The organism is Paenibacillus sp. FSL M8-0228 (assembly GCF_038007385.1).
GTDB lineage: Bacteria > Bacillota > Bacilli > Paenibacillales > Paenibacillaceae > Paenibacillus > Paenibacillus polymyxa_D.
In genome coordinates this window covers 1,924,814-1,945,373 of sequence record NZ_JBBOXA010000001.1, presented here as the reverse complement: position 1 = coordinate 1,945,373, position 20,560 = coordinate 1,924,814, and the positions used below count along the sequence as shown (strand labels likewise).

Below are 20,560 nucleotides of genomic sequence, written 5' to 3'. Positions count from 1 at the left end.
GAAATGTTTACTCACATTTCAAAAACTGATACTTCACTATTTCGAATACTAACTTTATCCTAAAATACATAATAAACCAATTATTTCTAGTGATTAGTACCTACTCTGATTCTTTTTATAACTTTCATATCTGGCTTTAGAAAAGTTGTGCCACAGCACTCGTGGTTTTACGTATTTATCCAAAATATTGGGATTATTGTGCATTACAGAATGAGCTTCAATTGGATGTTTAAAATAATATGGGGATAATTTAACTTCAACATTCTCAGCACCAGGGTATTTGCGTTTTGCTTCTCCTAAACCCCAAAACCCTCCGTTAACTTGAATAATATCATTATGGTTGTATACATTGATATGTTGACCGACCTTCGTTTTCAGTCTATATTCCCTTACTGGTGTTGCAATAGTGATAAGAGTATCTACATGTACCCCACGTTTAGCCAACATATTAGTTGCCATGATGGAAACATTACCTCCGTGACTATGCCCCATGATTCGTATCGGTTCTGTTGGATGAGCTTTGTGATAATTATAAATTTGATTCGCTACAATTTCTGCACCTTCAACTCGGGCTCCATCATTATTCTTACCGCTCCATCGCGGAGTATCAGTCGGTTCATTAAAAAGCTCATTTTTAATATACGTTTTACTATTATCCCATGTACTTGGATCAACAAAAGTACCGTGAACTAGCCAAACTTTATGCCCACTTGGATCAATATACTTTAACGGATTATTATTTGCATACGTATACCAGTTCAAGCTTTGCGGATCGCTGATCTCGCCCTGGTACGTATCCTCGCCCATAAAACGGGCTGTGCCCGGATCATACCAGCGAGCCCGCAAGTACTGGAGTCCAGCCGTGTCATCCCAATACTCGCCAGCATAACGCAACACGTTCGGAACGGTCTCTTTGACCTTCTCCGGTCCACCCCAAATATCGTAGCTGTAGCTATTCAGTTCCTTGCCCGAACTATCACTTAGACCTACCACATCACCGTGACCGTTGAGCTGATAATATTGCAACTGCCCGCTTGCCTTGTCCTGTCTGGCCCACAGTTGACCGGACAAGTCATACACGTAAGCGTAAGTGATCTTGGCTGTTTCACCTTGGACCTCGGCTTCTGCAATCAGCTTCGCTTCTTCGTCATAGTAATACCGAGTCGTTTTGCCGCCCTCTGTACGCTCGTACAGTAGACCGTCTCCGTTATAGCTGTACCCTACCTCTTTGCCTTCACCGGTCACCTTTGTCAGACGGCTGGCAGAATCATACGTATATTCAGCATTTTTCATGCCGAACACTTTGCCACTGCCTTCAGCACTTCGGTTTCCATTCGGATCGTAGACATAGGTCTTATTCTTTTCACCAGCGGCTTCGCTGGCAATACGGTTTGACGGGTCATATCCAAACTGGTCTGTTGTTCCGTTTTGTGTACGTCCGATGATGTTTTTATTCCCATCCCGTTCATACCCAAATTGATGTAGCGACGTACCACCGTGCTCCACCGTAACCCCGGATAAATCCAGTCCATTGTAGCTGAATCGCGTACTCAGCCCTCTGCTCGAAGACTGGCTTTTCAGCAAACCATTAGGAGCATAATCGAACGTCATTCGATCCAATGATCCGCCCGCAGCAGCACTCGCTTCTCCCAAACTCTGTACATTTGCCGCACCGGCCCCAGCGCTAATGTCCATTTGGGTAACTCGGCCCACACTGTCCAGCTTGGATTGAACGTGCATAGACGTGCCAGCAGCATCTGTTAGCACATAGCCTGTACGAGACTGCTTGTTGTATTCATAGCTGATGTGCGTACCATCAGGGTACTTCAGCCCAGTCAAGGCTCCATCTGATGGATCATAGGCATAGGAGGTCGTTCCCTGACCATCAGTCATGCTTTTTCTTCGTCCTGCGCTGTCATAGGTGTAATTGGTTTTAAAATCGGGACCCGCCGCTTCGGTAACTAATCCGTCAGCGTTATATTGAAAGGTAATGGCCTCCGATTTTCCTGTCAACATACGGGTGATGTTTCCATCTGTATCGTAAATATTTAACGTAGTTCCTCCGCTTGATTTCTCAAGTAACGTACGTCTGCCCAGCTCATCGTATGAATACACATTCTTTTGCCCATCAGGAAACTGAACGGTCTTCAAATTTCCGGCTAGATCATACACATAGCTGACCTGCTGTCCGGATGGATCAGTGACCGAGGTCATTTGTCCCAAAGCATCGTAATCATAGAGCGTGCGTTGACCATTACCGTCTGTACGGCTAGTGACCATACCCGCATAATTATAAGCTAACGATTCCAGCGGCTGAAATGATCCATTTTTAGCTTCTTGTGTGGAAGTCACACGACCTAAAGCATCTGATACTTCACGCACACGATAACCGGACGCATCCGTCTGAGTAACAGTACGATCCACTGCGTTATAAGTCACGGTATCTGTGGTTCCATCCGCATAGGTCGTCTTCACAGGTCGTCCAAAGGCATCATAGGCATAGCGAGTGGTTGCTTGTTCAGCATCCGTGCTTTCTACCATATCTCCATGATCATCATAACCATATCCGTAAATCGCATCACCCACCTGCTGCTGGAGCATCTGTCCGAATGGATTATACATTCTTTCAGCACTTACTCCATCTGGTCCGGTGACGGTGACATCGTTCGTATCATCCTTATACACCACAACCGTCTGAGTTCCATCCGGATAAGTAACCTTCGTTACACGTCCCAAAGCGTCATATACGTAGGACTCTGTTTTGCGCTTGGCATCTGTTTGGGACTTGATTTCCCCAGTCGGATAATAATCATACGTATACTCAACACCTTTAGGCAAAAGCTGTCTTGTTGGGAGCTGAGAACCATAGGGAGATTTATAATCAATCGAAACATCCGTATAGTTTCTGTCATCAATAAGAACTTTCTGACCACTTACATTCCCTTTTGCATTGTAAAAAGTATAGGTATCTGATAAAAGCTTCCCTTGCTCTGTACCTTCATAGTTTTTCAGTTCATACAATGTACCCTCTGCTTTATAAGTTCGAACTGTCGTTCCAGTTTTTCCTTCACTTATTTTAGTAACCGTCTGGGTAGGTTGAATCCAGAAAAAAGGCTCACTAGAGGTTTTATACGTATGAACAGTCTCCAATCCAGTACTTTGGGATACTTTTAGTGGAAGACCATATTCATTGTAGTCATAGGAGGTGGTTACAGGTTCTGACGAAGAACCTCCCTCCGTATACGACTCTTGCATTTGCACAGGCAAATTCCAGTCCATGGCATCATTATATATGTAGTTTATATGATAGCCGGTAGAATCACCCTCTTGATCATAGCGGTTAAGAACAAGCTTGTCTGGTGTATTATCACCTCTAAAGACTTTACCAAAATGGAAGGTTTCTGTTGTACGCGTCCCTTTAGCAACCACCGTCCACTCAGCATTTTTGCCATAACTTGCTAGATCTTCTCCGGAATACGCGAAATCAAGTTTATTTAAAAAACGATCGCCGGCAGTTGTACTGTACATATCAGCGCGTGAAGCCACCTTAAACACGCCTTGTGTACCGTATACGCCTATCTGCTTGTTATAGGCTTCATACCGAATGTCTGTAATCGATGAAGTAGGTCGTACAATTCGTGTAAGGAGCGCGGTTTCATTGGATTGTAGAGCTCCAGTCTTTCCTTCACCATTTACGACTACATTAAAAGGAGCATCCATAAATGTGTACGCATAGCTTGTGCTTCGGGAAAGAGAATCCAATACTTCTGACAGCACCTTGCTGCTTCCCTCGCCACTTTGGCGATAGGTGTACTGATGGTCCGTGCCCTGCTCTTTAACAACAATTTGCCCGGCATTGTAAGTGAAGTCAAGCTCTTTGCCATCACTGTTTCGAATCGATCGAATAAGCTTTACTCCACCAGAACTTGTATAATCAAACTCCACCCGATTCTTATACGCATCCTGGATTAAAATCAAATAACCGTCCTGATCGATATAATAGTCATTTCCATTCAGCACTGCTATTTTGTATGCACTGCTTACTCCCTGCACACTTGCGCTTTGATCTGTACTGATCTTCAGATCTTTGTATGCATATCCTTCTAGCTGCAAATCATCTCTCAGTTCATAGGAGCCTGTTCCCGGAATATACAAATACCGTTTACCATCCTGTTTCTGCATATGAGGAAGATCCCATTTCCAGCCTCTCCCCAGACCAGAAGCTGCTTCTTCCTCGCGGATGGCACTTGTGTTTGTATACAACCCTTCATTTTGCTGCACACCAATCTGATTATTTGCCAATGAACTGTTATACACACGAGTCAATGCAAAGGGCAATGACCCCGGCAGTACCAAATCCGTATTTTGAACAACGAGCTGTCCTGAAGCGGTGGACACACTGTTGTCACCATAGTCCATTCCATAACGAGACGTATCATCACTCAACCTGCTTTGTGCAAGCGCCGCCTGATCAAAAGGAGCATACACATCTGTTGTAGCTGATACCTGCAACAAACTTTGTTTAAATAAATCCTGCCCGATCAGTCCGCTTTCTCCTGGAGTCGGAGCATATACGGAATCATTTACTCGGGGTATAGATGGGATAACCATCTCAGTCGTGTCTGGAGCCGGCTCTTTACCCTCTTCCTTATCAAGTGGATGTTGAGTTGCCTTTTCATCCTGGGTGGTCTGAGCGCGCTTTTCGCCCTCCTTCAGTGCAGCCGACTCATCGGATGGTTCCACCTTTGTATTTGTGCTCAATGTCAGTCCATTCTGCTGTACCCACAAGCTTGGACTTTGTTCTGGTAATGAATTTTCTCCACCATCTTTTTGCCATGCTTTATAAATATCATATAAGGTATAGCCTTTGGATAACTGTGCATTGACCCACGCCTGATCCTTACCTGTTTGCTGTGCAAGCCAAGCTCTGGTAATAATCTGCGGAGTAGAAGACGAAGAAGATTGAGAAGTTGCTGCCTCTCCACGACCTGCTTCTCCATATGCCCATGTGCTCCATGAACCCAGTAACATCAGCACACATAGTAGACTACAAATATAACGTTTAAACACTCGCTCACCCCTATTAATAATGCCTATACATCTAATGATCTGTTATATTTTTTCGAAGCCAAGACATCCTTTTAATCTGTAAAAGGAAATACCTTTTTTGTCCGTTTAATGATGTTTCCGTTTAAATCATAATCCAATTGAATTTGATCACCGGTGAATAAGATAACTTTATTCAGTCGGTTTCCTTTGCCGTATTCGTATGAAGTATCTTTGCCAAGCGCCATATGGGCTGCCTTAATTACAGTTTGCAATGCACCGCTATTAATTTCTGACAGCTTCACATAAACCGTTTGACCTGCCTTCATCTCATACTCTAAGACCGTGTAATCCCAACCATATATTTGTGCTTGCTCAGTTGAGGAGACAAGCTGACTACTAAAATCAGGGTCCGTAAACAAGGCTAGAATTGGCTGCTGCGCAGCAAAGTTGGATTTCTCCTTCACCGCAAAACGGTAAATCCCGTCTTCTTTGGGTGTAAACCGATATTTCCCTTGTTGGCCTACCGTAAAGTCAACTTCCTTATCTATAAGCTCAATTAGCTCGTCCATCTTGCTGTCATCGTTATTTTTTACAGCAAACACACGATAAGGCGCTCCAAAGTTAACAGCAGGAGTAGTTGCAGCTACGGCGAGATGAATATTTCCGTTAGCTGGCACTTGCTGTTGAGTGTCTGTCGCCTCTTTATGTTCACGAATCACTTTTCCAGCATGATCTGCAACAGTGAACTGATATGTTCCACCCGTTGCTTTCGCATTCGTCAAAACAGGTGCTTCCTGGTTCCCGCGATTGATCCATACTTCCTGTTTGCCGCCAGACAAAGACGTTTTTAATAATGCTGGTTCTGTGCTTGGATCTGCTTTAATGTCATTGTTGAAATGAATGGTTACAGCTTGCGGCGAAGTGACGGTTACAACAAGTGTACCTCCTGCTCCAAGTGAGATCTCAGGTAATGAAACACTCATACCTGCTCTATCCACCTTGGAATTCACACCGCTACCTTCTCCATACATGGCATAGTCATAGAGACGGCTTGTGTCTGAAGCATCTGTGGTTAATGAGGAAGCCTGTGAGCCAATATTATGGAATACATAGCTTTCTCCCTTCTTGATGGTAACCTGATTGCCTGTTGGCACCTCGGCAGCCTCAACATCGAATATTCCTAATACAGCTCCATAAGTCACTGGCACATCCGAAACCGTCGTTACAATGGCATAACCTCCGGCCTGTACCAATGGCAATTGAGTTGTATCCTTAGCCTGGCTGTACACTGTCCCATCTGCCTTATAATTAATGTAATTCCATTTCATACCGTTGACCGAAATGACGTCAAGGGCCTTGTCCAAAGTGCTAACATTTATAAATTTCCGGCTTTCACCGCGTTTCAATGTAATTCGATGGAAGGCTGCCTGTGCGTTAAGCATAGCCTCTACCTTACTGCTGTAAATAAAGGTGATTGGCCGATCGGATACATTGGTGACAATGGCTTCACCGCCCGCAACAATCTCTGGGTCCACTGTATTGTTGAAATGATCTGATGTCAGTAAACGAAGCCCTCGATAGCTTGCCGAATCAAAGCGTGCACTTCCACTACTTTTGTCATGCCGCAATGAATTCGATTTGCTATCATGATTGCGGAAAATGTACGAATCTCCCGGCTCCAGCGTCGTTTGCCCAATACCATTATCATCTTCGCTGGCCTTAAAGCTCCGATAGATACCCCCAAACGTGATTGGCGTGTCACTGGTTACCGTCACACTAGCCTTTTTACCTGCGCCAACCAAAAAGGTTGAGTTCCCGGTATTGCGCCTGGATTGCTCTGTATCATCTGCTTTATACAGGACCACATCAAATTTTCCTTTAACAGTTTTGGCTGTGCTGTGCAGATTCCTCAAATGATCACTAATATTGGTAAAAGCATAACTTTCACCTTTCGAAAGTGTTACCCGCAAGAAAGCAGGATGGCTACTCGTTTCCCAGGAAAAATCATCTGTATAATCAAAGATAATAGGATTCGGACCAATCACAGTCACAATGGCATATCCCGAAGGCGGGATCATGGGACCAGACTGGCTGTTAAAACCAGAGGAATTTACCGTTCCATCCGGCTTGTAAATAGCATAGTCGAACAAGCTTCCTACCTTTTTGGAGTTATTGTAGATCGGATTCATCAGCGTACCATTGTTGTGGAAAACGTAGCTCTTGCCTACCTCAAGCTCCACACGGCTGATTGCATCTCCACCCACTGGACGGGCAATAAAATTGCGATATGGAGCCCCATATGTCACCGGGTTTGCAGTGACCTGGGTAATTACCGCGTATCTGTCCACAGCAATCTGCGGCTTCGCCGTAGTGCCACTGCCGCGGGAGGCCTCTGTTCCGTTTGCCAAATAAACAACATAGTCAAGTTTGTCTTTAGATGTACCGTCACTTTCCACCGTATCCAATCGGGTTCCCACATTGATAAATTGGTAGCTTTCCCCCTGATTTAGGGTAACCCGCGCATAAGCCGGCTCGCCGGTGCTTTCTATACTGTATTTGCCGTATGGAAATCCGAAGGTCACCGCATTGGTAGTGGAACCTGTAATAATCAGTTCCTCGCCATCACCCAAAGTGGGATGAGCAATACTATTAAGGGCGGAAGCGGATAAAGTTCCGTCTGCCTTGTATTTTGCATAATCAAAACGACGATTGTCTGCATTTGACCCATCATGCTGAATGGAACGGGCTGTCCATCCTTCATTCACAATCCGGTAGCTTTCATTCTTAGAGACCGTAACTCGCTCTAGTGCCGGGTCCTCTGATGTACTGTAGGTGAAGACGTCCGTTACTTTTACGGTTAATGCTGCTGTTCCTGTATTCGTAATAAACGCTGTGCCTCCCCCAGGAACACCAATGGGGCTTATGCCATAGTCCATATGGACAGTGCTGATGTCTCCGTCCTCTTTGTAACTTACACTATCGTACAAAATGCCTTTTGATTGAGAAGCGTTGCTATATATGGACTTACTGATCGTATCTGTATTCTCGAATTCATAGGTTTCCCCAGGTTCGATAACAATTGACGTATACTCCACCGCTGCCAAACTCATCATGAGTGCGTTATAAACGCTGTTTGTTGCAGAGGTAGGCGGATTGAAAGAAACTGTTTCATCAGAAAGCTCCTGCTCCTCCTGTACCAAACCTGCCTGATCCAGTTGCATTCCGTCCTTTAAATCTTGTTTTTCCGCTCCTGCCACACTAGGCAAGCACAGCAAAGTGTTTGTTGCTAAAAGTGCCGTCAGAAACCATACCATTACCTTTTTACAAATCATCTAGCTGTATAACCTCCTTTTTTCTCGTCAAAAAAATCCATGTCGGGCTGCAAGGACCCACTTTTATCTCTGTACATCCTTACAATTGTAAGAGAAGAACATGTTACCTCCATTTCCATTAAAAATGTCACATTTTAATATGTCGGCACCTTAAACTTCCATTTTTATAGGCCAAATGGACCTTATTTTCCATAAACCGGTTAAGCCCATGGGATTAAAAGAAAATCAGGAGAGGAGCCACTTGCAAACCCCCCTTCGGGTATAGTAGTATGTGTTTAAAAAAATCGGAGGGTATATGCCTAAACAACAAGATAAACATTCCATTCAGGCGTGGTCTCTGATCAATCGCAAATATTTGGGAAAAGGCGTGCGTGTCAAACGTTTTCGTAAACCAACACGCTGTCAGGTGCGCAATCGCGTTTTGCTTGCCGTTTTGATGGCTAATGACATTAAACTGTCCCAACTTGCCGTGGAGCTTTCCATTTCCTCCCGTAGTGTCAGTGCGTGGGTATATGAAGGTCGCATTCCCGGCAACACTAATCTGGAAAAGACGTGTAATACACTTGGTTATCCGCACCATATCCTATTTAATGAAGAGGTTGTCCGGCGTTCACCACTCATCTGTCAACCAGCGCCGTCCCGTTTTATGAAACGGACTGTGACTCGCTCTCCGGTTAAAAATCGGATTTTGGCGGGTCTATGCATGGTACATGATATTTCGGTGACCGATGTGAGTCATTGGATTGGAGTTCACCCCGGTACATTTCGGAAATGGTTGCATCAGGGTACCGTTCCTTCGCAAACCTTCCAGGATCAGGCGGAACAGTTTTTCCGTATTCCAAAATCCATTTTGTTTGCTGATGCCATGCTGAAAAAGTAAAAATGTCCGTAAAAGAGAAATGTTTGTAATTTTCATGAAAGTCTTTGAAAGGAACGCATTACCATCTTTCATTCGCTGAGACTTTCACATCATGTAATTTCACAGAAAATAAACTGCAAAAAGCACAGTCTGCCGATTCCTCGGTGTACTGTGCTTTTTAGATAACAGAGCTTTAAATATTTCTTGCTTATATTTTGTCAGTATCTTAAGAATGAATGCTTGCCGCTTCAGTTGAACGTCCGGCTTCTTCCTTAATGGACTTTAGCTTTTTCATCACCGGGTTGCCTCCACGTCCAAAGTAGTCGTGAAGACGGCAGTATTCCTCGTACAGCTTATCATACACGGCCGCGTTCTCAGGGATCGGTTTGAAGCTCTAGTCCCGTACACGTGCCATATGACGCGCTGCTTCGATGATATCATTGTATCCTCCAGTTTCAGCTCCCGCAGCCACTGCTGCGAACATGGCCGCACCCAGCGCAGGAGTTTGGGTGGAAGCTGCAACCTTAAATAAATTCCCGTCCGGTTACGTCAGCAACGTATACCCGACAATAAGCCCTGTCAGGTTAGTGTCGACCAACAGAGAACGGTTACAGACCGATTGCATTGACCCTTTATTCTTGGTTCTGCTTTCATTATATAGTTGTACGTACAACTTAGCTAACCTTTTTATGTTTTTTCGATAGATTTATGTACTTATTTTCAGAAAAGATATAACAATAACAGTCTATTTCTGCAATCCAGAAAACAGACTGTTCGGTATGGCGAGAACCATGCCCATCAAATATGAAGCGTTACAGCTGTATACTTACTAACCTGTCCTTACATGTTAAGTAATAAAAGTGACTGATCTCCCAGCCTAGTGTTCTCCAGGCATGACCTGGACAGGCCCTGTAGATTCACGAACGATGAGCTCAGGCGGTAGAATTAACTGACGATCTTCTTCATGGTACCCCTTCTCTTCAATCATCGACAGCATGGTATCGGCAGCACGTAACCCCAATTCTTCCTTTGGATGCCGAATTGTCGTTAGCTTGATTTCTGTTGCTGTCGCCAAAAACGAATCATCAAACCCAACCAGCGATAGATCATTGGGTATATTCAGACCCGCCGAACGTACAATATCCAGGAGTCGAACAGCCAACTCATCATTATAGGTCATCCATCCAGTAGGACGCTCCCCCGCCTCCATCGCCAGCAGCCTCGACGCACGTTGTAGCGGAATCTCATTTTTTTCTTCTGTCCGGTAAGTCGTTACTGCGTTCGGGTGTAATGTCACTCCGTATTTGCGGTGAGCGGCAACAAATCCCTTCATACGAAGAATCCCCTGCATATCATCGGTTTTGAAAAATCCGGCCAAGCGTCGATGTCCCAGCTTAATCAGATGCTCGGCCGCCAAAAAACCACCCTTTTCATCATCTACTCGCAGACATGGCGCATCCATTTCTTCATAACGCGCATTGATCATCAAATAAGGGATTTGGCGATTTTCCACGGTTAAATAATAGTTCAGATTGGGGTTACGCTCTCCACTTTTGGTCGGTTCAATAATAATTCCGCTCAGCGGTTGACTTAACAGCATTTCCAGGCACTGACTTTCTTGCTCAGGGTCATTACCTGTACTTGACAGCAGCATCTTGTAGCCCTGGCGACTCAATTTGGATTCAATTCCCTGTACAATGGATGGGAAAATATAATCCGAAATATAGGTTGTAATGACTCCAATAATCTTTGGATCTTCGGGCTGTTTACTGTCACGTGTCGCAACAAAGGTTCCCTTGCCCTGCATCCGAAACAGCCAGCCTTCCTGCACCAGCTCACCCAGCGCCTGACGCACCGTTTGCCGACTAACGGCAAAACGTTCAGACATTTCATGCTCAGATGGAAGCTGACTTTGCGGCTCAAGTCTGGATGAATGAATCCAGGACAAAATTTCCTGTTTAACTTGTATATATTTTGGCGCCATAATTTCCTCCGTACTCGCAATATCGTGTACCTGTTTATATTCCACGATTATAGCATACCGTTCATTTGTACATACAAATGTCACAGGAGCAGGATATCCTCGTATTGCTGCCGGAGGTGTAAACCCATTCGCTTATCCCTTCCTTGCCACACAAGATTGGCTGAATATCTAAGGACAATTTACGTAGATGTTGCACATTACGAACGAAGCAATTGATGTTCGTTCATATACTTGAGCCCAGTATAGCGATCACGCAAGGTATGAGCCGTGCGCAATGCACGAGCGAGCTGTTCCTCCGTAACTCCTAGCTCGGCAATGGTAGATGGGCCTCCGACCTGAGCCAGCCATGCACGCATCTGCTCCGACGTAGGCAAAGCCTGATACACCTTAAAAGCCTCTACATCTTGACTGGATGCTAAATCCCTGTACAGGTCAGACAGCAATGCGGATGCTACGCCTACTTTAGCACCATGCAAAACTTGCTTGCGTCCCTCTGCAATAAAATCCATTTCAATTCGATGGGAAATATGGTGCTCTCCCCCTGACGCTGGACGGGAATGATCTATCATCAGCATCGAAATACCGGATGCAATCAGCGCATTCATCAATACCTCGACACCAGCCTTGCTGCCTGCCGCAATCTCATCGACATGCTCTACACAGGCACGCAAAGCCTCCTCGGTAATGCGATTAGCCACAGGCGAATACGGCTCGTTTCCCAAATCTCTGGAAACATGCCAGTCCGCTAGTGAGGTGAACTTACCAAGCATATCGCCAAAACCTGCGGCAGTCATCGTCTGTGGCGCATTTGCCAGCACGGACAAATCAGCAAAGATCGCCTCTGGCGGAACTGCTTGGAATGTCTGCTTGCTACCGTCCACAATCAGTGGTGCGCCTGCGGAGGTAAAACCATCCACCGAGGCAGCCGTCGGTACTGACAAGAAGGGACGATTCATTTTATAACATACGAAGCGAACCAGATCATGAATCGTGCCAGAACCTACAGCAAGTACAGCCTGACTCTTATCCGCCACACCCAGCAGCACCTTCATAATGTAGGTTTCATCAGCAATGACATCCCCTACAGCATTCGGAGGTAAACGGACTACATCAACTGTCAAACCTGCCTCCCGGATCAGCTCAGCTACTTTTTTTCCAGCCGCAACCGAAGTATGCTCATCTTCTACCAGAGTTACATGACGATAATCCTGTTGGTTCAAATAAGGAACAACAGCCTCCAATGCTCCATCTCGTACCTCAATAAACAATTCAACCTTTCGGTGAGGATGATCAGCGTTACTAGCCTGCGCCTCTTCGTTCCACAGCTTGATCTGTTCATTCATATTCATTTCATCAGCCTCCTGAAAAAGGAATAATTTGCACAAGAATGATACATAATGATTAATAGATTCCGTTTGAAAACGATTACTATTTAATTGTACGCACAAGTGTGTGTCTAAGTCCAGAGAAAAAGTACAAGTTACTTTTTAATTTATACATTTGAAAGGAACATGTTTATGAAATTTGGAACGGATATTGCCTGCGCACTTGGGTTACTGGCAGGTACAACGTTTGGCAGTGGTATTGCATTTTTGTTCGGCTGGCAAGCTTACCGGGCCCTGACTTCTGTTGCAATCTTTGGCATTGCGGGGATTATCATTACCATTGCCGTTTTTCGCTTGCTGCACCGTAAGTCGCTTTCCACGTCTAATTCTCGATAAATGCTGTTAGTGAAACGAGTGCAACTTGTATTTTGCTAGAATATAAAAAAACGGCCTCTTAAGCCAATTGCATCGCTTGAGAGTACCCGTTTTTATTTTACACATATTCACTTATGAAGTCGTGTCTACCTCTGGGTTAACATCTAATTCATAATCAATTTCATCAAACCCGAATCCAAATAATTGGAGGAAATCCAGACGGTATTGTTCGAGATCGCCCAATTCAGATACATTTTCTGTAGTGATTTCAGACCAAGCTACTTTGACAGCCTGCTGCACATCGTCTCTCATTTCCCAGTTATCCAGACGGATGCGTCCTTCTTCATCCGTTTCCACAGTGGACCCACTGTATAGCGTCTCGAACAGACGTTGTGCCTGCTCAATACATCCCTCGTGCAGTCCCTTTTCCTTCATGACCTTAAACAGCAAAGAAATATACAATGGTACGACTGGAATAGCCGAACTGGATTGTGTAACCAAAGCTTTATTCACAGAAACGTAGGCTTTTCCATGATAACGTTCCAGTTGCTTTGTTAGAGTATGTGCTGTAGCTTCCAAATCATTTTTAGCTTGGCCAATGGTTCCTTTACGATAGATAGCCTCCGTAATTTCGGGACCAATATACGAGTAAGCCAGTGTGGTTACCCCTTCAGCCAGCAGATCAGCTTCTTCCAACGCTTTTAGCCACAAGGACCAATCTTCGCCACCCATTACCGTAATGGTGTTCTCAATTTCCTCCTGCGTAGCCGGTTCCAGCGTAATTTCTGATACGACACCTGTATTCGTATTCACTGTTTTATTAGAAAAAGACTGTCCGATAGGCTTGAGAACGGAATTAAAGGTTTCACCCGTATCGGGATGTGTCCGTCGCGGTGAAGCGACACTATACACAATCAGGTCTACCTTGCCCAGCTTTTCCTTTACCAGCTTCAATGTCTCCTGCTTAATTTCATGAGAAAAAGCATCTCCATTAATGCTTTCTGCTATGTAGCCAGCTGCTCTGGCCGCTCTTTCAAAGGCTACTGTATTATACCAGCCTGCTGAAGCCGTGCGCCCCTCTGATGCGGGACGTTCATAGGATACCCCTACGGTATCCGCTCCCAGCCCAAAGCTCGCAGCAATACGAGAAGCCAGCCCATATCCAGTAGATGCTCCGATCACAAGTACCTTTTTAGCTCCTTGTATTGATGTACTGTCTTTGATGTAGTTGATCTGACGATTAACATGAGCCGCACATCCTGCAGGATGTGCAGTCGTACATATGAAACCACGAATTTTCGGTTTAATAATCATTGTAAATGGTCCCCCTACTTTGGCATTCATTTAATATGGATGGAATGGTTGTCCAGTCATTACTATATAGCAAATCAGCTTGTGGCTCAACATATAACATAGCACTTGAAGGCAGCCGAAGAAAACCGCCGCAAACATCGTAGTCTATAACGCTTTTTTACTCCACTATTCATTTTGAATCATATTCTAACAACATCACATCTTCTCCTTGCTGTTGTCTTATTTTGATATTAGCTCTTCCCCAAGAACACATTAAATCAATTATTTCATTTGCTGTTATACCATATTCCGTTATATAATACTCCACTTTTGGAGGCATCTGATTATACACATGTCTGCCAATGATGCCATCCTTCTCAAGTTCACGGAGCTGCTGTATAAGAACCTTTTGAGAAACGCCTGGAATACTGCGCTGTAATTCACTTGTCCTCTTTCTACCAGACATTAGTAAGCATATGATTAAGGATTTCCACTTACCTCCGATGATCTCAAGTGTTGCTTCTATGCCTAAATTATATTGTTTCATACGACCACCTCTTCAACGCTAAAATAACTAAGTTGATCTGATTAATTCTATAATCCCATATATTTACTCTAAGTACCATGCACACTTTCTAGTAACTATATTACTTTATTGTGTGTATTTACTTTTTTTATAGCGTACAGAATAATAAGACGTACCAACAAAAAACAAATGATGCTATGTAAGAAAGGTGATTTATGATGAAAACTCTCGTGATTTTAGCACATCCGAATATTGAAGATTCCAGAGTAAATCAAAGATGGAAACAAGAATTACTTCAGTATACCAATGAAATTACTATTCATGAGATTTATAAAGAGTATCCAAACTGGAGCATTGATGTTTTGAGAGAGCAAAAGTTACTTGAAAAACATAGTAATATCATATTTCAATTCCCTTTATATTGGTATAGTTACCCACCTTTATTAAAAAAGTGGTTCGATGATGTTTTTACTCACGGATGGGCTTATGGTTCACAAGGTGATAAGTTAAAAGGAAAGAAGCTAGGGATAGCCATGTCCATTGGCGATAAAAAAGAAAATTACTTACCTACTGGTTCCGTTTCTTTCACTGTTGATGAAGTTATAGCACCTTTTAAAGCAAGCGCAGTACATGTTGGCGCCATAACATTACCCTATTTCGCTGTCTTTGGAGCCTCGTTTCAAGCAAGTGACGAAGACATTAATCAGAGTGCAAAGGATTATATCAAATATATATTTCAGTATAAATAAAATAGTTATAATAGTACACGCATCTTACCCATATAAAAACAGGCTCTTGGTGGCATCCAGCCAATCCAAGAACCTGTAAATGTTAGGCATGATGCGGTCGAGAGGACTCGAACCTCCACGGGGGGTTAGCCCACACGGACCTGAACCGTGCGCGTCTGCCAATTCCGCCACGACCGCATATTATGTATTCACACCGATGTTTTTCAATCACGGTAATTTAGATTATATCTTCCATAGAACATAAAATCAAGCTATTTTTATCTTATATTTTCTATGAATCATTCCCGTAAATATAAGAAAATCACTGGATATCACAAACCAGATATGGTAAAATGGGTTCATCAGGAAAGGAGGTGCGTCAACATCAATAATCACATGTTGAACGTATCCCTTACCCGGTCCGTTATTCTCTAATTTACAGAGTTAACGGAGGCGCGGGATACGGATCAAAGCTTTAATTAAGCGCCACGGGTAGAAAGACCGTCCTCGGACGGTCTTTTTTATTTCAACAACATCTTTCTCATACTTGACTATCGGAATAGGATTACATACTGTGAAAAGAGGCGTTACGATGTCGATTAGACCCGCGAATGTAGAAGAGTTCAAGGAACTGGCAGCCATCTGGCTGGATGCTTCCGTAGAAGCCCACCATTTTATTGCTCCGCAGTATTGGGCATCACAAGCTACTGAGATGGAGAACAGGTACCTTCCCCTCGCTCAAAACTACGTTATCATACAAGATGATCATAGCATCGGCGGCTTCGTTTCCATGTTGGATGGATACTTGGCGGCTCTATTTATACGTGTTGATTCTCAAAGAAAGGGCTACGGCAAGTTACTATTAGATTGGGTTAAGGAGCAACATGATGAGATTCAATTAAAGGTGTACCAGTCAAACACGAAAGCATTTAACTTTTACACTAAAAATGGATTTACCATTCAAGAGGAATCTGTAGATACCGAAACTGACGAGAAAGAATTCGTGATGAAATGGACACAACATTAACAATAATGAAGCACCAACAGCTTTATAGCACAAAGGCTCTGCTCCCGTAGAAATACGGCTTAAGCAGAGCCTTTTGCTTTTATTTAATACAACTGACTATGTAGTCTCTTATTTAAGCCCATAAACCTCGGTATATAAAATCTTTTTAAACGGAGCAAAATCCTGTTCAGCCAGCGCACCTGGATAGCTCATAATTTGAAGCCGCAGATCAGCCTGTCCTTCTCTTAATGGGGGTTGTACATAGTCAAAATGGTTTAGATGAAACCCCAAACGTTCGTAAAAACCAATCCTTCTCCGTGTCCATTCATCCCCTGGTGGCTCAACCTCCAGTACTACCGGTTTATCAGACTGTGAGATAAAACTACTCATGAGTTTTTTGCCTAATCCGCCACCTCGTATACGGGAATCTACCGCAATGTGCTCTACAAACCGAAAATGCGCGAATTCCCAGCCTGCCAAAAAAGCCACTGCCTTGCCCTGCTCATTCTTTTCAGTGATAATACGATAGCTTGGATGCTTCAGTAAAGCCTTTTGAGCCTCAAACGTCCTGCATTCTGATGCTGGAAAAGAAGACTCCATAATCGCATATATTTCAGAAAAATCGTGTTCATTTATCATATATTCCTAGCTCCTTTACCTCTAAATCCCCCAAATGACAGGCTGTCTTTATTAAGAGGAAGAGGGATGTTTAGACCTTGTTTAATTCCATAAGTGTCAGCAACATATGTTCCAATAACTCTGGAATATCCTCCATCTGATCTTCATTAATTTGTCTGGAAAATCGGAGTTCAATCCTATTTTGGTATGTAGGTGTCTTCTCTCCGTAAATCTGACTAAGCGTTTGTACCGATCGAAGATCGGGCTTCCAAATTTCGGTCAGTATATTTTCAATCCGCCTGCATTGTGACTCAATATCACGAATTTCCATGTAAAAACTCAGCAACAAGACACATCCCGGAATTTGATCTTTGATTTCCAAAATTTCCGCAGCCAAGTTGTTTAAATCCATCTTTAGTTGAAGTTCTGCCATCACATCCGGCTGTTCCCTCAGTCTGAACTGTACGCCAAATTCACGCGACATCACAGACATTTCCAATCTATCGATCCGCTGAGTAATGTCAATACGTGAATCCAAATTATCCAGATCGTAAACCGCATTTTCCATAGCCACTTTTAAATTATCAAAAACCGTCGGGTCGAACATTTTTCCACCTCCAATTATTGAGTATAACATAGCTTCTGTTACCTCTAAAATAGAATGCCCCTTTTCATGAAAGCATATTAAGATGGAACTTTATAGTATACAGCAAGTTGGTCAATTTATATGTCGAAGTTCGGTGAATAAATTTGTAAAAACACATAATTGTGACAAAAAAATATATATTTTCGTTTATTATTCCAATTTATTGTAATACACTATATAATACTGGATGGGATTAGTAATATATCATATATATCCCACAAAACAAAAGAAGGGAAGAGATTATTAAATGAAAAAGGCAGTTTTTTCCACACTAGGTCTTGCACTTCTATTAAGCACATCCTCCGCTGTTGCATCTGCTCAAGAAGCTCAAGAAGGAGCACCCGCTTTACAAAAGGAATCTATCCAGCTCTTTGGAAATGGGACTGACAGAGAGCCTAATAACTGGTTCGATGAAGCTAGTGAAATACTGGCAGGAGACGACATCTATGGGGAAATAGGCAAACACATTGATGGAGGTTATGACAATACCGATTATTATAAGTTTAAAGCCTTTCAGTCTGGTTGGTATCAATTTAATATTCAAGGGGACATATACCCTAATACATGGCTGAGACTTGGTTTGGCTGACAGTAACGGACACTTCATTAGATATGCAAATGATCGTGAATACTCTTTAGGTAAAAATCTTGAAGCTGGCAAATGGTACTACCTGGTCGTAGAAACACCCGGTGCTGAGTTAGGACAATTATTCGACTATAAAATTACTTCTACGATCAAGTAGATCAAAGGATAAATTGAAGTTAACAAAAAAACACGATCCTTTTTCAGGACCACATTTTTACCACTTTTAACAACTCCTGTCTTACCACAAACGCAGCTATCCTCGTAGGAGAACTACGGATGAACGCTAACACCTTCTCCGTGCTTATGGCTGGTATAAGCTTCTGCATCATGGAAAATCACCATCTTATAACAAGAATTCTATTATACTCACGTATTGTTATTTCTTTTTTGTATATGATTATTTAGTGAATGGTATAGAATAACAACCTAAAATTAATATGTATACTTAATGAATATAAACCAAAAAAGTGAGGGCTCTTATTCATGAAAAAAACATTATTAGCTTCATTAGGTCTTACACTTATGTTGAGTACTACTGCCAGTGTCGCTTTAGCTGCAGAAGCAGATTCTGTACCAGTTGCAAAGGAAACCAACCAACTCTTCGGTAATGGAACTGACAGGGAGCCTAACAATTGGTATGATAAGGCCAGCGAAGTTTGGCTAGGTAGTGATATATACGGAACCATAGGGGAACTCATTGAAGGAAGAGACTATGATACTTACGATATGTATAAATTTAAAGCTTTTCAGACCAAGTGGGTTGATTTTAAAATTGAAGGGGATAAGTATCCTAATGCATGGTTAAATTTGACTCTAACAGATAGCGATGGTCATATGATTAAAACAACAGAAGAAGGACAGAATACTTTAGGTAAAAAACTTGAGGCTGGCAAAGAGTACTACTTAGAAGTGGGAGTGCCAGGCTACGAAATCGGTCAATTGTTCTGGTACAAGATTTCCGCCAAAATTGAGGAATAAAGATACTAATTCAGTTTCCTATACAAAAAAGCCTCGCCCCTATCTCAAGGGGCGAGGCTTTTGTAGTTCATTCATTCTTCGGTACAGTCATTTAATCACATCTATTTCTTACGACAAACGAGAGCTAAAGTCCTCGTAGGAAAACTGACGGATTACCTTAATGCCTTCTTCGTCGTTGTAGCTGGCGATGGCTGGCAGGTTGACTCCGTTGAACATGTGGTTTTTGACCATGGTGTAATGGGCCATATCGCAGAATACAAGCTTGTCTCCTGGCTTCAATGGCTCTTTAAAGGAATAGTCTCCAATTACATCTCCGGCCAAGCACGTAAGCCCACCAAGTCTATAAGTATGTGCATACTCACCAGGTTTGCCTGCATCAATGATATTCGGGCGGTAAGGCATAGCCAGCACATCAGGCATATGACATTCAGCCGAAGTATCCAGAATGGCAATATCCATTCCGTTCTTCATCGTATCCAATACAGTAGCCACCAGATATCCAGTATTCAAAGCAATAGCTTCGCCCGGCTCCAGATAAACCTGCACACCATATTTATCCTGAAAATATTGAATACAGCGTACCAGCGTGTCCAGATCATAGTCTTCTCTGGTAATATGGTGACCGCCGCCGAAATTGAGCCATTTCATGTTTTTAATGTATGGCCCGAATTTCTCATCCACGACTTTAATGGTGCGCTCCAGCGTATCTGAATTCTGTTCACACATCGTATGAAAATGAATACCGTCCACGCCATCCAGATCCTCAGGTCTAAAGTTAGCCAGAGTCACACCCATTCTGGAGTTGTTGTAGCAAGGATCATACAACGGCGTTTCGATTTCCGAATATTCCGGATTAACCCGAATGCCGATGTCGATTTTTTTGGAAGTTACGCCTTGCACTCTGCTTTTGTAGCGTTTCAGTTGATCAAAGGAGTTGAAAACAATATGGTCAACATACTCCAATAGCTCATCAAATTCACTGTCAACATAAGCAGGTGCGTATACGTGAACTTCCTTGTCCATTTTTTCGCGACCAAGTCTAGCTTCGAACAACGAACTGGAGGTTACCCCTTTTAAGTATTTGCCAACCAGAGGAAAGGTCGAAAACATCGAAAATCCCTTAAGAGCGAGCAAAATACTGCAGCCTGTCCGTTCTTGAACGGAATTTAAAACCTCAAGGTTTTTGACAAGAAGTCTTTCGTCAACAAGATAACAAGGTGATGGAAGTCCTGTAATATCAATATTCATCGCAGACC

15 protein-coding genes, 1 tRNA gene and 1 pseudogene are annotated in these 20,560 nt (G+C 43.2%); 6 read left to right on the top strand and 11 right to left on the bottom strand.

What is annotated here, in order from left to right; genetic code table 11:
- Window positions 1–93 precede the first annotated feature (93 nt).
- Both MKY98_RS09100 and MKY98_RS09095 read right to left on the bottom strand, forming a co-directional pair.
- Window positions 94–5,070 (bottom strand): RHS repeat-associated core domain-containing protein, encoded by a 4,977-nt coding sequence (locus MKY98_RS09100; protein WP_208332480.1) that lies wholly within the window; start codon window positions 5,068–5,070, stop codon window positions 94–96.
- Between the two features lie 71 nt (window positions 5,071–5,141).
- The gene (locus tag MKY98_RS09095; RefSeq protein ID WP_341010833.1) at window positions 5,142–8,381 is read right to left on the bottom strand and encodes a hypothetical protein; all 3,240 of its coding nucleotides are present in this window, start codon (window positions 8,379–8,381) and stop codon (window positions 5,142–5,144) included.
- A gap of 295 nt (window positions 8,382–8,676) precedes the next feature.
- Here MKY98_RS09095 and MKY98_RS09090 point away from each other — a divergent pair, with 295 nt between their 5' ends.
- Window positions 8,677–9,261, top strand: coding sequence for an XRE family transcriptional regulator (locus MKY98_RS09090; protein WP_341010832.1), 585 nt, complete (start codon window positions 8,677–8,679; stop codon window positions 9,259–9,261).
- 205 nt (window positions 9,262–9,466) lie between these two features.
- Here MKY98_RS09090 and MKY98_RS09085 read toward each other — a convergent pair.
- The 3 genes and pseudogenes from MKY98_RS09085 to MKY98_RS09075 all read right to left on the bottom strand — a co-directional run.
- Window positions 9,467–9,850, bottom strand: a pseudogene (locus MKY98_RS09085) (ribulokinase); the annotation flags it as partial.
- A 267-nt stretch (window positions 9,851–10,117) separates the two neighbouring features.
- Entirely contained in the window at window positions 10,118–11,224 is a 1,107-nt protein-coding gene (locus tag MKY98_RS09080) for a GntR family transcriptional regulator (protein WP_039270176.1), read from the bottom strand.
- 197 nt (window positions 11,225–11,421) lie between these two features.
- Complete coding sequence (locus tag MKY98_RS09075) at window positions 11,422–12,573, bottom strand: sn-glycerol-1-phosphate dehydrogenase (protein WP_069011060.1); 1,152 nt, start codon at window positions 12,571–12,573, stop codon at window positions 11,422–11,424.
- A 168-nt stretch (window positions 12,574–12,741) separates the two neighbouring features.
- Between MKY98_RS09075 and MKY98_RS09070 the strand changes: the two genes are divergently transcribed.
- Window positions 12,742–12,945: a hypothetical protein gene (locus MKY98_RS09070; RefSeq protein ID WP_069011059.1), complete on the top strand. Its 204-nt coding sequence runs from the start codon at window positions 12,742–12,744 to the stop codon at window positions 12,943–12,945.
- A 111-nt stretch (window positions 12,946–13,056) separates the two neighbouring features.
- Here MKY98_RS09070 and fabV read toward each other — a convergent pair whose 3' ends face one another.
- On the bottom strand, window positions 13,057–14,238 hold the full coding sequence (fabV, locus tag MKY98_RS09065; RefSeq protein WP_069011058.1) for an enoyl-ACP reductase FabV: 1,182 nt from the start codon (window positions 14,236–14,238) through the stop codon (window positions 13,057–13,059).
- A gap of 169 nt (window positions 14,239–14,407) precedes the next feature.
- Entirely contained in the window at window positions 14,408–14,764 is a 357-nt protein-coding gene (locus tag MKY98_RS09060; RefSeq protein WP_029516671.1) for a winged helix-turn-helix transcriptional regulator, read from the bottom strand.
- 197 nt (window positions 14,765–14,961) lie between these two features.
- Here MKY98_RS09060 and MKY98_RS09055 point away from each other — a divergent pair, with 197 nt between their 5' ends.
- Window positions 14,962–15,492, top strand: a complete 531-nt coding sequence (locus MKY98_RS09055) for an NAD(P)H-dependent oxidoreductase (RefSeq protein WP_069011057.1) — start codon at window positions 14,962–14,964, stop codon at window positions 15,490–15,492.
- Between the two features lie 92 nt (window positions 15,493–15,584).
- Here the strand turns inward: MKY98_RS09055 and MKY98_RS09050 are convergent.
- A tRNA-Leu gene (locus tag MKY98_RS09050) sits at window positions 15,585–15,669 on the bottom strand.
- A gap of 394 nt (window positions 15,670–16,063) precedes the next feature.
- Here MKY98_RS09050 and MKY98_RS09045 point away from each other — a divergent pair.
- Window positions 16,064–16,498, top strand: a complete 435-nt coding sequence (locus tag MKY98_RS09045; RefSeq protein WP_039269959.1) for an N-acetyltransferase — start codon at window positions 16,064–16,066, stop codon at window positions 16,496–16,498.
- A gap of 108 nt (window positions 16,499–16,606) precedes the next feature.
- Here the strand turns inward: MKY98_RS09045 and MKY98_RS09040 are convergent, their stop codons facing one another.
- Together MKY98_RS09040 and MKY98_RS09035 are read right to left on the bottom strand one after the other, a co-directional pair.
- Window positions 16,607–17,116 (bottom strand): GNAT family N-acetyltransferase, encoded by a 510-nt coding sequence (locus MKY98_RS09040; protein WP_039269957.1) that lies wholly within the window; start codon window positions 17,114–17,116, stop codon window positions 16,607–16,609.
- A 70-nt stretch (window positions 17,117–17,186) separates the two neighbouring features.
- On the bottom strand, window positions 17,187–17,702 hold the full coding sequence (locus MKY98_RS09035; protein ID WP_069012170.1) for a hypothetical protein: 516 nt from the start codon (window positions 17,700–17,702) through the stop codon (window positions 17,187–17,189).
- 286 nt (window positions 17,703–17,988) lie between these two features.
- Between MKY98_RS09035 and MKY98_RS09030 the strand changes: the two genes are divergently transcribed.
- A complete protein-coding gene (locus MKY98_RS09030; protein ID WP_039269955.1) occupies window positions 17,989–18,483 on the top strand; it encodes a hypothetical protein in 495 nt (164 codons plus the stop codon).
- 326 nt (window positions 18,484–18,809) lie between these two features.
- A complete protein-coding gene (locus MKY98_RS09025; protein WP_069012171.1) occupies window positions 18,810–19,304 on the top strand; it encodes a hypothetical protein in 495 nt (164 codons plus the stop codon).
- 108 nt (window positions 19,305–19,412) lie between these two features.
- On the opposite strand, the gene nspC is transcribed toward MKY98_RS09025, so the two are convergent.
- A complete protein-coding gene (nspC, locus tag MKY98_RS09020) occupies window positions 19,413–20,552 on the bottom strand; it encodes a carboxynorspermidine decarboxylase (protein WP_029516665.1) in 1,140 nt (379 codons plus the stop codon).
- Window positions 20,553–20,560: the final 8 nt, after the last annotated feature.

What these genes read in the sequence shown, in the direction of transcription:
- MKY98_RS09045 (WP_039269959.1), top strand. Translation starts at nt 16,064, where the DNA reads ATGTCGATTAGACCCGCGAATGTAGAAGAGTTCAAGGAACTGGCAGCC.
- nspC (WP_029516665.1), bottom strand. Translation starts at nt 20,552, where the DNA reads ATGAATATTGATATTACAGGACTTCCATCACCTTGTTATCTTGTTGAC.
- MKY98_RS09030 (WP_039269955.1), top strand. Translation starts at nt 17,989, where the DNA reads ATGAAAAAGGCAGTTTTTTCCACACTAGGTCTTGCACTTCTATTAAGC.
- MKY98_RS09095 (WP_341010833.1), bottom strand. Translation starts at nt 8,381, where the DNA reads ATGATTTGTAAAAAGGTAATGGTATGGTTTCTGACGGCACTTTTAGCA.
- MKY98_RS09075 (WP_069011060.1), bottom strand. Translation starts at nt 12,573, where the DNA reads ATGAATATGAATGAACAGATCAAGCTGTGGAACGAAGAGGCGCAGGCT.
- MKY98_RS09090 (WP_341010832.1), top strand. Translation starts at nt 8,677, where the DNA reads ATGCCTAAACAACAAGATAAACATTCCATTCAGGCGTGGTCTCTGATC.
- MKY98_RS09070 (WP_069011059.1), top strand. Translation starts at nt 12,742, where the DNA reads ATGAAATTTGGAACGGATATTGCCTGCGCACTTGGGTTACTGGCAGGT.
- MKY98_RS09060 (WP_029516671.1), bottom strand. Translation starts at nt 14,764, where the DNA reads ATGAAACAATATAATTTAGGCATAGAAGCAACACTTGAGATCATCGGA.
- fabV (WP_069011058.1), bottom strand. Translation starts at nt 14,238, where the DNA reads ATGATTATTAAACCGAAAATTCGTGGTTTCATATGTACGACTGCACAT.
- MKY98_RS09055 (WP_069011057.1), top strand. Translation starts at nt 14,962, where the DNA reads ATGAAAACTCTCGTGATTTTAGCACATCCGAATATTGAAGATTCCAGA.
- MKY98_RS09080 (WP_039270176.1), bottom strand. Translation starts at nt 11,224, where the DNA reads ATGGCGCCAAAATATATACAAGTTAAACAGGAAATTTTGTCCTGGATT.
- MKY98_RS09025 (WP_069012171.1), top strand. Translation starts at nt 18,810, where the DNA reads ATGAAAAAAACATTATTAGCTTCATTAGGTCTTACACTTATGTTGAGT.
- MKY98_RS09035 (WP_069012170.1), bottom strand. Translation starts at nt 17,702, where the DNA reads ATGTTCGACCCGACGGTTTTTGATAATTTAAAAGTGGCTATGGAAAAT.
- MKY98_RS09040 (WP_039269957.1), bottom strand. Translation starts at nt 17,116, where the DNA reads ATGATAAATGAACACGATTTTTCTGAAATATATGCGATTATGGAGTCT.